Origin of the sequence: Microbispora sp. CA-102843 (assembly GCF_050936215.1) — a bacterium.
Lineage (GTDB): Bacteria > Actinomycetota > Actinomycetes > Streptosporangiales > Streptosporangiaceae > Microbispora.
Window position 1 is genome coordinate 8,925,074 of sequence record NZ_JBNJNF010000001.1, and the last position, 14,698, is coordinate 8,939,771.

Sequence of the window (14,698 nt, forward strand, 5' to 3'; positions counted from 1 at the left end):
GGTGCGTCAGCCGCGACAGCCGGAGGGGCCAGTGACGTCACCCGAATCCGCCGAATGCAGGGCGGACATGGCCGCGGCCGCCACCGCCGTGCGGGAGATCCTGAACGCGCTCACCGCCGTCCCCCCGATGTTCGGGGACCACACCTGGCAGGGCCCGGCGGCCGACCGCTGGGCCGCCGACTGGAGCGCCCGCAGGACCCAGCTCACCAGGCTGCTCGATGCCGTACTCGCCGAGCAGCCGCGCCTGATCGCCCGCGTGGAGGAGGCGGAGCGCCGGAAAGTCGCCTCGTAAGCCGCCGAAACGGGGAAAGGAATGCCGTGGGGGAATTCGTGGGGGTCGATCCCGCCAATATCAAGGATCTGGCCAAGCGGCTCGAACAGGTCCACGATCTACTGGCCCGGCACAGCCCGCTCATTCAGCAGAAAATGCAGAAATGGGGTAGCGAAGTCGGATTCACCGCACTGCCCCGCCTCATCGGCGCGGCGCTCGACGACGTCCGTGACATGGACGCCCGCACGACCAGGGCGTACGAGCTGGCGAGGGAGCAGGGCTGGAACGCGCTGACCCGTGCGCCCGGCGTCCTCGGGCTCACCTTCGAACGCCCGCCGAACGTACGGCTGGACTGGGAGGCGACGGGACAGAGCGGCTACCAGGGCAAGCGCGACGCCGAGACGCTGGCCGCCGCCCTCGCGGCCGAAGACCCCGAAGAGGCCCGCCTCGCCCTGTCGGGACTACGGGAGAGCCTGGAGCGGCACCTCGCCGACAAGGACTACCAGGCGGTCTTCTGGGCGGGCGCCGGGCCGCTCGCGCTGCGGGCCGCCCGCGCGCTGTACGAGCGGACGGGAACCACCCTGTTCAGCGCGGAGAGCGTGAGCATCCTGCGAGCTCTCGGGGCCTCCCTGGCCGCCGCCGGCCAGATGCGTGTCGGCACGGGCAAGGACCGCCGCCCCCTCCTGCCCGCCGAGACCCGCGCCGCCCTCACCGGGAACTCCGACCCCTGGTCGGTCGGCATGCTCGTGAAGTACGGCCCCGACGGCAGGTCGTGGGACTCCCACCTGCTCGCCGACCTGACCCGCGCCATGCTCGACGCCCGCGCCGCGGGCAAGACGATCTGGCCGCCCACCCGCGGCGAACTGGAGACCGACGCCGACGCCTCGCGCCACCAGCGACTCATGGCGGAGTACGACGCCGTGGGCGCCGTACTCCAGCGGGCCGCCGAGAACGGCATGGCAGCCCGGCACGTCCTCGGCGATCCGGCCACGGGACTCACGTACGCCCGCATGCTCGTCAGCGACTCCTGGCACACTCCCGGCTACGACCCCGGGCCCTTCCTCAGCTCGTACGTGCATCCTGGAGGCGCGCTTCCGCCCACCGGCCAGGTGGACCTCTCCACCCCCGCCGGAGCCTTCCTCAAGGCCGCCGTCTCGGCCGAGCGCGGCACCTCGGTGGACGCCAAGGAGTCCGCCTGGTCCGTCGTCCACATAGTCCAGGCCACCGCCGAGTTCTCCAACCTCCACCCGCAGACGGTGCTGCCCGACGAGATCCGCCAGGCATTGATCTACACCGCCGAGCGCTACCTGCCCGACTTCGCCAAGTCAGTAGGGCATGACTTCACCTCCCAGCCGCTGCCGAAAGAGAACAATCCCGCCAATCCCTGGACGGTCGTGATCAAAAACAGCGAACTGGAGGCGACGCTCGCTCAGGCGCTGCGGACGCCGGAGGATTTCGGACGGTTCAAGGGCATCCTCAACGCTCGGGTGGCGGTCGCCGTCGCGGCCACCATCACGGATCCATCGGACGCGGATTACCTGAGCGAAATAGCCAGCCTGTACGGAACGGTGCAGCGCTTGCAGAACGATCGGCACTTCGCCGACGCGCAGCTGCGAGACGAAGAGGAGACGCGAAACCAGACCGCTTTCGCGATCCTGACCGGAGGTTTCGGCGCGCTCAGCTTCAGCAATCCATGGGGACCGGGAACCATTACGCAGTTCCTGACGGGGGGTTTCGCGCCAGTTGTGAGCGAGTCGTTCGACACGGACCACGCGTTGCGCGCGCTCCAGGAGAATGCGGACGCCTTCCGCAAGCAGGTTCTTCAGATCGAGGTTCCGGTGGTGCGGGGCCTCATCGGTTCGGGGGCGCTTCATCCGCCGCGCGACGCCACTTGGTACACGAACGGCAGGCTGACGCCCAACGCCGAATTCGTCGAGTGGCTCAGCGACCACGCAGAGACCTCCTACGGGGGAAGGACCCTGCTCCAGTGGATCAGGTCCGCGCAGGAAGCCATGAGGATGCAGCAGTGAGGGCTCTGAAGGCGGGGACCGTTCTTCTCCTGTCCATTGCGTTCACCCTGTCCGCCTGCACAGAAGACGAGAAGCCGCACAGGCCGGCGAACGACGAAGTACAACGGCGCGACCAAGCGCTCGTCGCCGTGGTCCAGTGCCTTCTGGACCACGGCGGCATCCCCGATGCCCACCTCCGCGACCAGCCGTGGCTCGTAAGGGGCAAGGTCCGGGGAAGCGCGGAACTCGTCGAATGGCTCAGTGTTCATCGCGAGACCCTCTACGAGGGCAAGTCGCTGCAGGTGTGGGAGGACGAGGCGACGGCGGGGTGGCCGGGGTGGAAGTGCCCGTTGTGATCATGTTCAGGCCGTGAGGACCCTGACGACTCCGGTGAGGGCGAGCTGGAGGAGGGCGAGGGGCACCAGGACGGTCCAGGCGAACTTCTGCAGCTGGTCCTCGCGCAGCCGGGGATAGCTGACGCGCACCCAGATGACGACGAAGGCCAGGGCGAAGACCTTGAGAAGCGTCCACACCGGGCCGGGCAGGAGGGGCCCCTGCCAGCCGCCGAGGAACAGCACGGTCGTGAGGGCGGACAGCACCACGATCCCGGCGTACTCCGCCAGCATGAACAAGGCGAAGCGGAACCCGGCGTACTCGGTCATCGGGCCCATGATGAGCTCGGATTCCGCGATCGGCATGTCGAACGGCGGCCGGCGCAGCTCCGCCAGCCCGGCGGCGAAGAACACGAAGGCCCCGATCGCCTGCCAGGGCAGCCACCACCAGCGCCACTGCTCGGCGATGCCCTGCAGGGACAGCGTGCCCGCGGCCATCGCCACGCTGGAGGCCGCGAGCACCAGCGGCAGCTCGTACGACACGAGCTGGGCGGCCGCCCGGATGCCGCCGAGCACGCTGTACTTGTTGGCCGAGGCCCACCCGGCCATGATCGCACCGAGCACGCCGACGCCCATCACGGCCAGCACGAAGAACAGCCCGGCGTCGAGGTCCGCGGCCGCCAGTCCGGGGCCGACCGGGATCACGACCATCACGACGAGGTACGGCACGAGCGCCACCGCCGGGGCGATCGCGAAGACCCGCCGGTCGGCCGCGGCCGGGATGACGTCCTCCTTCTGGGCGAACTTGACGCCGTCCGCGAGGAGCTGTGCCCAGCCGTGGAAACCACCGGCGTACATCGGCCCGAGGCGGGACTGCATGTGGGCCATGGCCTTGTGCTCCATCTGCCCGACGATCAGCGGCAGCAGCAGGAACGCCGCCACCACGACGACCAGCCGCACCGCGACGTCGAGCACCTCGGCCATGAGACCCCTCAGTCCATTACGACGACCAGCCGGGCGGCACGCCCGGGGGCAGCATTCTGCGGCGGCTCGGCGAGCCGTGGCCGGACTCCCCCGGTTCCTTGGCCCCGGGCCAGGCCTTGGCGACCCGGGCGGCGAGCACGAAGTCCTTGCGCAGCGGGTGGCCCTCGAAGCCGTCCGGCAGCAGCAGCGGGCGCAGGTCCGGATGGCCGTCGAAGACCACGCCGAACATCTCGTACGTCTCCCGCTCGTGCCAGTTCGCCCCCCGGAAGACGCCGGTGGCGGTCGGCAGGCGGGGGTCCGCGCGCGGCACCCGGGTGCGCACGAGCAGGTGCGCGAACGCGACCGGGTCGAACACGTGGGCCACGACGGCGAACGCCTCGGGCGGCTCGTCCACAGCGGTCAGCCAGTCGAAGAACTCGAATCCGGCCGAGCGCGCGAACGTCAGCGCGTCGATCCACTCGCCGGGGTCCACGTCGAGCACGTCCTGGCCGAAGGAGTCGGTGACGCGTGAGCCGTACCGCTCGCGCAGGGCCTCGGCGGCGCTCATGCGTCCGCCCCCGGCAGGTAGCGGTCCTCCAGCGTCTCGCCCGCGATCTTCTCCTGGAGCTTCATGATCCCGTGGAGCAGCGCCTCGGGGCGGGGCGGGCACCCGGGGACGTACACGTCCACCGGAATGATCTGGTCCACGCCCTTGGTGACGCAGTACGAGTCCCAGTAGGGCCCGCCCGAGTTGGAGCAGGCGCCGAACGAGATCACGTACTTGGGGTCGGGCATCTGCTCGTACAGCCGCCGTACGGCGGGCGCCATCTTGTCGGTCACCGTGCCGGACACGATCATCAGGTCGGCCTGCCGAGGGCCGTTGGCGAACGGGATGACCCCGAAGCGGATGAAGTCGTGCCTGCTCATCGACGTGGCGATGAACTCGATGGCGCAGCAGGCCAGCCCGAAGTTGAAGACCCACAGCGAGTAGCGCCGGCCCCAGTTCAGCACGAACTTCATCGGCTTGGGCGCCAGCCGGGACACCGGCCCCACCGTGGGCATCGGGAGATCGTTCACGGGCATGCGGTCACCGCCATGCAGTCCATTGTCCTCCCCGGAGCCGGTCGGGTCACGTCCAGCCCAGCACCCTCTTGCGCCAGGCGTACAGGATGCCGAGCGCGATGAACCCGAGGAAGACGAACATCTCCACCAGCGTCGTCACGCCGTAACCGGGGGCGGCGAAGACGGTGGCCCAGGGGAAGAGGAACACGGCGTCGACGGCGAAGACCACGTAGAGATACGTGAAGACGTAGTAGCGGATCTGCGACTGCGCCCAGCCCTCGCCGACGGGATCGACCCCGCACTCGTACGTCGTGAGCTTCTCGGGGGTCGGCCGGTTGGGACGTAACATCCGGTTCACGAACAATCCGCCGGCGAAGATCGCCATGCCGACGAGGAAGAGGACGACGACCATGGCATATGAGCCGAAGTATCCACTCATACCGCCTCCCAGGTCTCGAGAATAACCCCGGCACGATCTCAAGGGCTGAACACCTGACGGTCACATCCGGGTCCCCCGCATATAGTTGAGGATCGTGACCCGAATCAAGCTCGTCGCCCGCTTGCACCTGGACCTGTGCCGGCTCGCGTCGGGCCTGTGTCGCCCGGATGGTTCGCGAAGCTGACGGTGCGCCGCCCCCCTGGCGGCCGAGGCACCAGCGGGAACGCACCACAGGTGCGGAAAGTCCCGGTAGAAGGCACTTCAAGTGCGCATCTACGAAAAACCAGCGTGACCCCGATGGATCTAGCATGGATATGACAACGTGCCACCAGCAGGCAGCCCTGGGCGCGTCAAGGAGGACTGAGGAGCTGTGACCAAGCAGGTTCAGCAACTCGACCGCGTGATCATCCGGTTCGCGGGTGACTCGGGCGATGGAATGCAGCTCACCGGTGATCGGTTCACGGCGGAGACGGCCCAGTTCGGCAACGACCTGTCGACGCTCCCCAACTTCCCGGCGGAGATCCGCGCCCCTGCGGGCACCCTGCCCGGGGTGTCGAGTTTCCAGTTGCACTTCGCCGACCACGACATCCTGACTCCCGGCGACGCGCCCAACGTGCTCGTCGCCATGAATCCCGCCGCGTTGAAGGCGAACCTCGGCGACCTGCCCAAGGGCGCCGACATCATCGCGAACATCGACGAGTTCACCAAGCGCAACCTGGCCAAGGTGGGCTATGCGGGCAACCCGCTCGAAGACGACTCGCTGGCCGAGTGGCGCCTGCACGCGGTGCCGCTGACCTCGCTGACGGTCAAGGCGCTCGAGGGCTACGACATCTCCAAGAAGGACGCCGAGCGGGCCAAGAACATGTTCGCGCTCGGGTTGCTGTCGTGGCTGTACCATCGGCCGACCGAGGGGACGATCGGTTTCCTGGAGGCCAAGTTCGCCAAGAAGCCGGAGATCGCCAAGGCGAACATCGCGGCGTTCCAGGCGGGCTGGAACTACGGCGAGACGACCGAGTCGTTCTCGGTCTCTTATGAGATCAAGCCGGCCACGCTGCGTCCGGGGACCTACCGGAACATCTCCGGCAACCAGGCGTTGGCGTACGGGCTGATCGCGGCGTCGGTGCAGTCGCGCCTGCCGCTGTTCCTCGGGTCGTATCCGATCACCCCGGCCTCCGACATCCTGCACGAGTTGTCCAAGCACAAGCGGTTCGGGATCCGCACCTTCCAGGCCGAAGACGAGATCGCCGGCGTCGGGGCGGCCCTTGGGGCCGCGTTCGGCGGGTCTCTCGGCGTGACCACGACCTCCGGCCCCGGCGTCGCGCTCAAGGCCGAGACCGTGGGGTTGGCGGTGACCACGGAGCTTCCGCTGATCGTCGTGGACGTGCAGCGGGCCGGGCCCTCCACGGGGATGCCGACCAAGACCGAGCAGACCGACCTGCTGATGGCGTTGTACGGCCGTAACGGCGAGTCGCCGGTGCCGGTGCTGGCCCCGGCCACCCCGTCGGACTGCTTCACGATGGCGATCGAGGCGGCGCGGATCGCCCTTGCCTACCGCACGCCGGTCATGCTGCTGTCGGACGGCTACCTGGCCAACGGTTCCGAACCGTGGCGCATCCCCGAGATCGACGAGCTTCCCGACATCTCCGTTGCGTTCACCACGCAGCCGAACGGGGAGGACGGCACCACGTACCTGCCTTATCTGCGGGACCCGGCCACGCTGGCCCGCCCGTGGGCGGTGCCGGGCACGGCGGGGTTGGAGCACCGGATCGGCGGCATCGAGAAGGCCGACGGCACCGGGAACATCTCCTACGACCCCGACAACCACGATCGGATGGTCCGCCTGCGGCAGGCGAAGATCGACGGCATCGACGTGCCCGACCTGACGGTCGACGACCCCGACGGCGACGCGCGGGTGCTGGTGCTCGGCTGGGGCTCGACCTACGGACCGATCGCGGCGGCGGCCCGCCGGGTGCGCGCGGCCGGGCACAAGGTGGCCCAGGCGCATCTGCGGCACCTCAACCCGCTGCCCGCCAACACCGGCGAGGTGCTGCGCTCCTACGACAAGGTGCTGCTGCCCGAGATCAACCTCGGCCAGCTCGCCATGCTGCTGCGGGCCCGCTTCCTGGTCGATGTGATCAGCTACAACCGGGTGCGCGGGCTCCCGTTCAAGGCCGCCGAGCTCGCCGCCGTCATTCAGGACGTGATCGAAAGTGACTAGTGCTGAACTGCCCGCCTCCGGCAGGACCCCTCTCAACGGCAAGGGCCTGGCCCTGATCCCCCGGACCGACGCCAAGCAGACGCTGAAGGACTTCAAGTCCGACCAGGAGGTGCGCTGGTGCCCCGGCTGCGGTGACTACGCGATCCTGGCCGCGGTGCAGTCCTTCCTGCCCGAGCTGGGCCTGCGCCGGGAGAACATCGTGTTCGTCTCCGGCATCGGCTGCTCCTCGCGTTTCCCGTACTACCTCAACACCTACGGCTTCCACTCCATCCACGGGCGCGCCCCGGCGATTGCGACCGGGCTGGCCGCCTCCCGGCCGGACCTGTCGGTGTGGGTCATCACCGGTGACGGCGACGCCCTGTCGATCGGCGGCAACCACCTGATCCACGCGCTGCGCCGCAACGTCAACCTGAACATCCTGCTGTTCAACAACAGGATCTACGGCCTGACCAAGGGGCAGTACTCCCCCACCAGCGAGATCGGCAAGATCACCAAGTCGACGCCCATGGGGTCACTGGACAAGCCGTTCAACCCGATCTCGCTGGCGCTCGGCGCCGAGGCCGGGTTCGTCGCTCGGACCATCGATTCGGACCGCAAGCACCTGCAGGGTGTGCTGCGCCAGGCCGCCGAGCACCGCGGCGCCTCGCTGGTGGAGATCTACCAGAACTGCAACATCTTCAACGACGGCGCCTTCGACACGCTCAAGGACCCCGGCACCCGCGACGAGATCACCATCCGGCTCGAACACGGGCAGCCGATCGTCTTCGGCACCGGCGACAACGAGCGCGCGGTACGGCGGTCGTCCACCGGCGGGGTCGAGGTCGTGCCCCGCGCGCAGGTGACCGACAGCGAGATCCTCGTGCACGACGCCCACAACGTGGACCCCTCCCTGGCGTTCGCGCTGTCCCGGCTGGACGAGCCGGCGTTCGAGCACGTGCCGATCGGCGTCTTCCGCTCCATCGACCGGCCGTCCTACGACCAGCTCCTCAACGAGCAGGTCCAGACGGCCACGACCGGCAAGGGCGCCGGCAGCCTCACCGACCTGCTCCACGGCGGAGACACCTGGACCATCGGCTGACGTATCCGAGGGGCGGCTCCCGACGGCCGCCCCTCACGGAAATCCCGCACGGCGTCTCCCGCATGAATAGGCTTCTCGGCTAGAGCATGATCCACGAGATGTGTCAGGGAGGCCTCCATGAGGTGGGACAGCAGCCGTGTCCTGGTGACAGGCGCCACCGGATTCATCGGGTCCCGGCTCGCCCTGCACCTGACCTCCCTGGGCGCACAGGTACACGGCGTCAGCAGGCGAGCGGTCGCTGACGACACGCTCATCTGGCACACCGTCGACCTCAGGGACGCCGAGGCCACCGCGGAACTCGTCCGCTCCGTCCGGCCGGACGTCATCTTCCACCTCGCCGGAGAGGTGACCGGCTCGCGCGGTGCCGAGTCCCTGATGCCCACGATGACCAACACCGTGATGGGATCGGTGAACCTGCTCGACGCCGCACGCGGCACCGGCACCCGGGTCGTGATGGCCGGCTCCATCGAGGAGGCCAGATCGGAGCTGGGCGAGACGCTGACCTCGTCCCCGTACGCCGTCGCGCGGTGGGCCGCGACGGGGTACGCGCGGCTGTTCCACCAGCTGTGGAATCTCCCGGTGACCGTCCTCCGGATCGCCATGGCATACGGCCCCGGCCAGCCCGACACCACCAAGGTGGTTCCCTACGTCACGCTGTGCCTGCTGCGAGGCGAGGAGCCGCTGCTGACGGCAGGCAAGCGACGCATGGACTGGGTGTACGTCGATGATGTGGCCGAGGCGTTCGTGCTCGCCGCCGAGAGGGAGGAGGCGGTCGGCCGGGTCTTCGACATCGGCACGGGCGACGGCATCGCCGTATGCGAGATCGTGAGCAGGCTCTATGAACTGGCCGGCAGCACGGCGATACCGCCGTTCGGCACGCGGCCCGAGCGCGTCATGGACGTCGAGCGGTTCGCCCATGTGGAGGAAGCCGCCGAGGTGCTGGGATGGCGCGCCGGAACGCCCGTCGACGACGGGCTCAGGCGCACCCTGGAGTGGTACGGCCGGCGGCTGTGACGGTCACTTCCCCTTGTCGCGGCCGAACAGTTCGACGATGGCGGGCGGGGTCCAGCGCTTGGCGACCTGCCTGGCGTTGAACTTCCACGCCTCGCCCGGCCGCTCCTTGAACAACGTCGTGTGGTCCGCGGTGACCTCTTCTTCGGGACGGCCGTTGGTGTAGTAGTAGAGCGCCATGGATCGCCGGGCCCGGTCCTCCGGGCAGGTCAGCGGATCGGGATGGCCGTGATTCGCGTCGTCCGTCGTGGCGAACAGCACGAACCTGTTGAAGACGGGCAGGATCTTGTGCTCGCAGACGGTCATGTCCTGGTTCCACAGCTGCAGGTGCCCGCCGTAGCTCTCCTCCCAGTCCTTGTTCAGGTAGAGCAGGCCGTTCAGCCGCCGGTCGAGGTTGAGCTTGCGGCTCTTGTTGAAGTCTGCGTGCACCTTCAGGAAGCCGCCCGGGCGGATCTGGTGCAGGCCGCCGCCCTCCAGGTGAGGGTCGGACACCAGGTGCTTGATACCGGTCAGCCGCTCCAGGAACTCCACGAACACACCGCTGTTGAACTCGGCGAGCAGGGCCCTGGTCGCCGGGCCCATCTTCTCCGTGTCGGCCAGGGCGAGCTTGATCTCACGGGCGTCGTCGAACCGCTGCCAGCTGGCGTCGCGAGGCTCGGGGAACTCGGACAGGACGGGCTCCAGCACACTGGGCGGCAGGAAATCGTCGATGACCACGTGCCGGAACGGCTTGGCGTCGAGGAACTCCGCGCCCAGCCGATCGGCGATGGGGAACAACTCCTCGCGCCTGAAGGTGAAAGCCTGAACGTCTTGCATGCTGCCGACCCCCTCTGAACCTGCCGATCCCACTGGTGTACATATCGTGGCGGGGAAGTCCGCTCGTTACATGGGGAGAGCCGGCGCCCAAGGCGCTAGCATGCGCGTGGCCGGAACGTCGCAACCGTCGGAGCCCTGCCTCGGAGGCTGGCATGCCAGGCACCCCCCGCGTCGCTGTAGTGATCGTCACCTACAACAGTGCCAAGATCCTCGGAGGATGTCTGGACTCGTTGGCGGCCGGAGCACGGGGCGTCGACCTGCGCGAAATCGTCGTCGCGGACAACGCCTCCAAGGACGAGTCGACAGATCTCGCCCGGCGAGCCGGGGCGACCGTGGTGCAGGTCGGCAGGAACGCCGGGTACGCGGCCGGTTTCAACGCGGGCGTGGCCGCCCTGGACCTGGAGCGGCTCGACGCTGTCATGGTCCTGAACCCCGACTGCCGCCTGCGGCCGGGCTGCCTGGCGCCGCTCGCCGCGGCACTGGACGAACCGGGCCGCGGCATCACCGCCCCACGTCTGGTGGGCGTGGACGGCCACACCCATCCCTCCCTGCGCCGGGCTCCCAGCGTACGGCGGGCGTGGGCGGAGGCGTTGATCGGCGGAGGGCTGGCCGGGCGCATCGCCGCCCTGGGCGAGGTGATCACCGACCCCGCCGTCTACGAGCGGCCGGGGCCGGCCGAGTGGGCGACGGGCGCCGCCCTCCTCATGTCGGTGAAGGCGCTGACCGAGGTGGGGCCGTGGGACGAGTCGTTCCTCCTGTACAGCGAGGAGACCGAGTACGCGCTGCGCGCCGCCGAGCACGGCTGGTCCCTGTGGTACGAGCCGGCCGCCGTGGTGGAGCACATCGGCGGCGATGCCAAGATCAATCCCATGCTGGCCGCGCTGTTGACGGTGAACAAGGTCAGGCTGTTCCGCAGACGCCGCGGCCCCGTCTCCACCATGGCCTACTACCTTGCCGTGGTCGTCGGCGAGAGCATCCGCGCGCTACGCGGGCGGCGAGCGGCGCGCGAAGCGGTGGTGTGGCTGCTGCGCCCCTCACGCCGCATCCAGGCGCTCCCCGACTGAAGAGCCAGACCGGAACGGTTCCGTAGAGGCGCCCGATACCCGAACGCCGTAACGATCGACGCGACGCACGCGACTACTGAGGGGATGCTGTCGTGACGAGGGGGCCTGCCGGTGAGAATCAGCGTGTTCGGGCTCGGCTACGTCGGCTGCGTCTCGGCCGCCTGCCTGGCTGCGCGAGGTCACCAGGTCGTCGGCGTGGACGTCAATCCCCTCAAGGTGGACCTGATCGGGCGTGGCCGGGCGCCGGTGGTCGAGGAGCGGATCGGCGAGCTGACCGCCGAGGTCGTCGCCTCCGGTGCGCTGCGCGCCACCACCGACGCCGTCGAAGCCGTCAGGGAGAGCGAGCTGTCGCTGGTCTGCGTCGGCACTCCCTCCGCGCCCAACGGCAGCCTGTCCACCGCCTACCTGGAGCGGGTGGCCGAGCAGATCGGTGAGGCGCTGGCGGACCGGCAGGACTGGCACACCGTCGTGTTCCGCAGCACGATGCTGCCGGGCACCACCGCCTCGGTGCTCGTCCCCATTCTGGAGAAGGCCTCGGGCCGCACCGCCGGCGTCGACTTCGGCGTCGCGGTCAATCCGGAGTTCCTGCGAGAGGGCACGAGCGTCCGCGACTTCTTCGACCCGCCGAAGACCGTCATCGGCGAACTCGATCCCGCCAGCGGCGACATGGTCGCCAGGCTGTACGGCGGGCTGCCGGGACAGGTGTTCCGGGTGCCGGTCACCGTCGCCGAGATGACGAAGTACGCCGACAACTCGTTCCACGGCTTGAAGATCGCCTTCGCCAACGAGCTCGGCGCCGTCTGCGCCGCTCTCGGGGTGGACTCCCACCAGGTGATGGACGTGTTCCTGGCCGACACCAAGCTCAACGTCAGCCCCGCCTACCTGCGCCCCGGTTTCGCCTTCGGCGGCTCGTGTCTCCCCAAGGACCTGCGTGGCCTCGTCTACGCCGCGCACCGAGCCGACGTCGCGGTGCCGCTGCTGTCCCACGTGCTGCCGTCGAACGAGGAGCACCTGCGCAGGGCCTTCGACCTGGTCGCCGCGGCAGGCAAGCGCCGGATCGGGCTGTTCGGCCTGTCGTTCAAGCCGGGGACCGACGACCTGCGGGAGAGCCCCCTGGTGGAACTCGCGGAACGCCTCCTCGGCAAGGGCTTCGACCTTCGCATCTACGACGCCAATGTCTCGATGTCCCGCCTTATCGGGGCTAATCGGGACTACATTGAAAGCCGGCTACCGCACCTGAGCGAGCTGCTGTCCAACTCGGCCGAAGACGTGCTCGCGCACGCGGAGGTCTGCGTCGTGGGATGCGACGATCCCGCGGTACTGGACGCACTCGTCCACGCTGGAGACAGGAACGTCGTCGATCTCATCCGCCTGCCCGACGCCGAGGAGCGTCGGCGACACCCGGGATACGTGGGACTTGGCTGGTAAGGCACTCATCCTGGTGGAGAACCTGTCCGTGCCGTTCGACCGGCGCGTGTGGCAGGAAAGCCTCGCGCTGCGCGACGCCGGCTGGGAGGTGCACGTCATCTGCCCACAGGGCGGCAAGCGCGACACCGAGCCGTACGCCGAGATCGACGGCATCAAGATCCACCGCTATCCGCTCAAGGCCGCGACGGGCGGCCCGCTCGGTTACCTGCGCGAGTATGGCTCCGCCCTCTGGCACACCTACCGATTGGCCCGCCGGCTCGGCCCGATCGACGTCATCCACGCCTGCAACCCGCCGGACCTTTTCTTCCTGATCGCCAGGCTGCTCAGGTCTCGGGGTGCCCGGTTCCTGTTCGACCAGCACGATCTGGTGCCCGAGCTGTACCTGTCACGGTTCCAGCGTGGCCAGGACTTCCTCTACCGGCTGGTGTGCCGCCTGGAGCGGGCCACCTACCGGGCGGCCGACGTCGTCGTCGCCACCAACGAAAGCTACCGGGAGGTCGCGCTCACCCGCGGCGGCAAGCGCCCGGAGGACGTCTTCGTGGTGCGCAGCGCGCCCGCCGTCGAACGGTTCCACGAGGTTCCGCCGCAGCCGGAGCTGAAGAAGGGCAAGCCACACCTGCTGTGCTACCTCGGCGTGATGGGACCCCAGGACGGCGTGGATTACGCGTTACGCGCCCTGGCGAAGCTACGGGACGAGCAGAACAGGACCGACTGGCACGCAGCCTTCGTCGGCGCGGGAGACGCGTTCGACGACATGGTCCGGCTCGCCCGCGACCTCGGCCTGTCGGACCTCGTCGACTTCACCGGCCGCATCCCCGATGAGGACCTCCTGCGCTACCTCTCCACGGCCGACGTGGGCCTGTCACCCGACCCGCTCAACCCGCTCAACGACGTCTCCACGATGAACAAGGTCATGGAATACATGGCCATGGCCCGCCCGATCGTCTCCTTCGACCTCCGTGAGGCGAAGGTCTCCGCAGGCGAGGCGGCGGTCTACGCGCCGCCGAACGACGAGTCGGAGTTCGCCAAACTCATCGCCATGCTCCTCGACGACCCGGAGGAGCGCCGCCGGATGGGCGCGATCGGGCGAGAGCGGGTCGCCGGCCCACTGTCGTGGGAGAACTCGCGGAGGTCGCTGCTCGCGGCGTACGAGGCGGCCCGGACCCGGTGAAGCCGATCGCGAGCGTCGTCATCCCGGCGTTCAACGAGGAGTCGACCCTGGGTCGCTGCTTGGAACCGTTGCTGGCCGGAGCCGAGCCGGGCGAGCTGGACGTGGTCGTCGTCCCCAACGGATGCACGGACGGGACCGCGCGGGTCGCGCGGCGACTCGGGGCAAGGGTCGTGGAGTCGCCGCGGCCGGGCAAGGCGAACGCGCTGCGCCTGGGCGACGCGGCGTGCTCGGTGTTCCCGCGCATCTATCTGGACGCCGACGTGCTGCTGGACGCCGAGTCCGCAAGAGCCCTGACGGCCGCGCTGGAGGATTCCGGCGCACTGGCCGCCGCGCCTGTCCCGGTGTGGGACCTGTCGGGCACCAGCCGTACGGCCCGGCGGGTCCACCACGTGCACGAGCAGTTGCTGAAGCCGCGGCGGGCGCTGGCGGGCGTCGGCGTCTACGCGCTGAGCAGGGCCGGGCACGCGCGGGTGTTCCCTCTTCCCGACGTGGTGGCCGACGACGAGCTGGTACACCGTAGCTTCGGCCCGCACGAGCGCGTTGTCGTGCACGAGGCGCGATCGGTGGTGAGGCCGGCGCGGACGGTCAGGGCGCACCTGCGCCGGCGCGTACGCGTCCGGCTGGGCAACCGCGAGCTGGCGAGGCTGGGTCTGCCCGCGCCAGAGGGAAGGCTCGGACCTCGCGCACTCGCGACACTGGTCGCGTCCCGGTCCGTGAGCCCTCTGGACGCCGCCTGCTACCTGGCCGTCCTGCTCGCCGACCGCGCGCTGACCCGGCGAGAGTCGGCACGCGCGACCTCGATCACCTGGGCGACCGACACAACCAGTAGGTGAAGG

At 69.2% G+C, this 14,698-nt stretch carries 15 protein-coding genes; 10 read left to right on the forward strand and 5 right to left on the reverse strand.

Annotated features, from left to right (window positions below; genetic code table 11):
• Positions 1 to 31 precede the first annotated feature (31 nt).
• The 3 genes from ACQEVJ_RS41460 to ACQEVJ_RS41470 are packed head-to-tail and all read left to right on the forward strand — an operon-like array spanning position 32 to position 2,636.
• Positions 32 to 292, forward strand: a complete 261-nt coding sequence (locus tag ACQEVJ_RS41460) for a hypothetical protein (RefSeq protein ID WP_433110389.1) — start codon at positions 32 to 34, stop codon at positions 290 to 292.
• Positions 293 to 318: 26 nt separating this feature from the next.
• A complete protein-coding gene (locus tag ACQEVJ_RS41465; RefSeq protein WP_433110391.1) occupies positions 319 to 2,301 on the forward strand; it encodes a hypothetical protein in 1,983 nt (660 codons plus the stop codon).
• A complete protein-coding gene (locus ACQEVJ_RS41470) occupies positions 2,298 to 2,636 on the forward strand; it encodes a hypothetical protein (protein ID WP_433110392.1) in 339 nt (112 codons plus the stop codon). The genes ACQEVJ_RS41465 and ACQEVJ_RS41470 overlap by 4 nt, the downstream gene beginning before the upstream one ends.
• A 6-nt stretch (positions 2,637 to 2,642) precedes the next feature.
• Here the strand turns inward: ACQEVJ_RS41470 and nuoH are convergent, their stop codons facing one another.
• The 4 genes from nuoH to ACQEVJ_RS41490 are packed head-to-tail and all read right to left on the reverse strand — an operon-like array spanning position 2,643 to position 5,076.
• Positions 2,643 to 3,596 (reverse strand): NADH-quinone oxidoreductase subunit NuoH, encoded by a 954-nt coding sequence (gene nuoH / locus ACQEVJ_RS41475; RefSeq protein ID WP_433110394.1) that lies wholly within the window; start codon positions 3,594 to 3,596, stop codon positions 2,643 to 2,645.
• Positions 3,597 to 3,612: 16 nt separating this feature from the next.
• A complete protein-coding gene (locus ACQEVJ_RS41480) occupies positions 3,613 to 4,143 on the reverse strand; it encodes an NADH-quinone oxidoreductase subunit C (protein ID WP_433110396.1) in 531 nt (176 codons plus the stop codon).
• A complete protein-coding gene (locus ACQEVJ_RS41485; RefSeq protein ID WP_204049166.1) occupies positions 4,140 to 4,658 on the reverse strand; it encodes an NADH-quinone oxidoreductase subunit B in 519 nt (172 codons plus the stop codon). The genes ACQEVJ_RS41480 and ACQEVJ_RS41485 overlap by 4 nt, the downstream gene beginning before the upstream one ends.
• Positions 4,659 to 4,704: 46 nt before the next feature.
• Positions 4,705 to 5,076 carry an NADH-quinone oxidoreductase subunit A gene (locus tag ACQEVJ_RS41490; protein WP_433110398.1) on the reverse strand — a complete coding sequence of 124 codons (372 nt, stop codon included), beginning with the start codon at positions 5,074 to 5,076 and terminating at the stop codon, positions 4,705 to 4,707.
• A 370-nt stretch (positions 5,077 to 5,446) separates the two neighbouring features.
• On the opposite strand from ACQEVJ_RS41490, the gene ACQEVJ_RS41495 reads away from it, so the two are divergent.
• The 3 genes from ACQEVJ_RS41495 to ACQEVJ_RS41505 all read left to right on the forward strand — a co-directional run bounded on the left by ACQEVJ_RS41495 (position 5,447) and on the right by ACQEVJ_RS41505 (position 9,386).
• A complete protein-coding gene (locus ACQEVJ_RS41495) occupies positions 5,447 to 7,294 on the forward strand; it encodes a 2-oxoacid:acceptor oxidoreductase subunit alpha (RefSeq protein WP_433106365.1) in 1,848 nt (615 codons plus the stop codon).
• Complete coding sequence (locus ACQEVJ_RS41500; protein ID WP_433110400.1) at positions 7,287 to 8,372, forward strand: 2-oxoacid:ferredoxin oxidoreductase subunit beta; 1,086 nt, start codon at positions 7,287 to 7,289, stop codon at positions 8,370 to 8,372. Before ACQEVJ_RS41495 ends, ACQEVJ_RS41500 begins: the two co-directional genes overlap by 8 nt.
• Before the next feature lie 117 nt (positions 8,373 to 8,489).
• A complete protein-coding gene (locus ACQEVJ_RS41505; protein WP_433110402.1) occupies positions 8,490 to 9,386 on the forward strand; it encodes an NAD-dependent epimerase/dehydratase family protein in 897 nt (298 codons plus the stop codon).
• 3 nt (positions 9,387 to 9,389) lie between these two features.
• On the opposite strand, the gene ACQEVJ_RS41510 is transcribed toward ACQEVJ_RS41505, so the two are convergent.
• Positions 9,390 to 10,199, reverse strand: coding sequence for a 2OG-Fe(II) oxygenase (locus tag ACQEVJ_RS41510; protein WP_433110404.1), 810 nt, complete (start codon positions 10,197 to 10,199; stop codon positions 9,390 to 9,392).
• 152 nt (positions 10,200 to 10,351) lie between these two features.
• Here ACQEVJ_RS41510 and ACQEVJ_RS41515 point away from each other — a divergent pair, with 152 nt between their 5' ends.
• The 4 genes from ACQEVJ_RS41515 to ACQEVJ_RS41530 all read left to right on the forward strand — a co-directional run bounded on the left by ACQEVJ_RS41515 (position 10,352) and on the right by ACQEVJ_RS41530 (position 14,695).
• The gene (locus ACQEVJ_RS41515; protein WP_433110406.1) at positions 10,352 to 11,263 is read left to right on the forward strand and encodes a glycosyltransferase family 2 protein; all 912 of its coding nucleotides are present in this window, start codon (positions 10,352 to 10,354) and stop codon (positions 11,261 to 11,263) included.
• Between the two features lie 111 nt (positions 11,264 to 11,374).
• Positions 11,375 to 12,691, forward strand: coding sequence for a nucleotide sugar dehydrogenase (locus ACQEVJ_RS41520; RefSeq protein ID WP_433110408.1), 1,317 nt, complete (start codon positions 11,375 to 11,377; stop codon positions 12,689 to 12,691).
• Positions 12,681 to 13,862: a glycosyltransferase family 4 protein gene (locus ACQEVJ_RS41525; protein ID WP_433110410.1), complete on the forward strand. Its 1,182-nt coding sequence runs from the start codon at positions 12,681 to 12,683 to the stop codon at positions 13,860 to 13,862. The genes ACQEVJ_RS41520 and ACQEVJ_RS41525 overlap by 11 nt, the downstream gene beginning before the upstream one ends.
• Positions 13,859 to 14,695: a glycosyltransferase family 2 protein gene (locus tag ACQEVJ_RS41530; RefSeq protein WP_433110412.1), complete on the forward strand. Its 837-nt coding sequence runs from the start codon at positions 13,859 to 13,861 to the stop codon at positions 14,693 to 14,695. The genes ACQEVJ_RS41525 and ACQEVJ_RS41530 overlap by 4 nt, the downstream gene beginning before the upstream one ends.
• Positions 14,696 to 14,698: the final 3 nt, after the last annotated feature.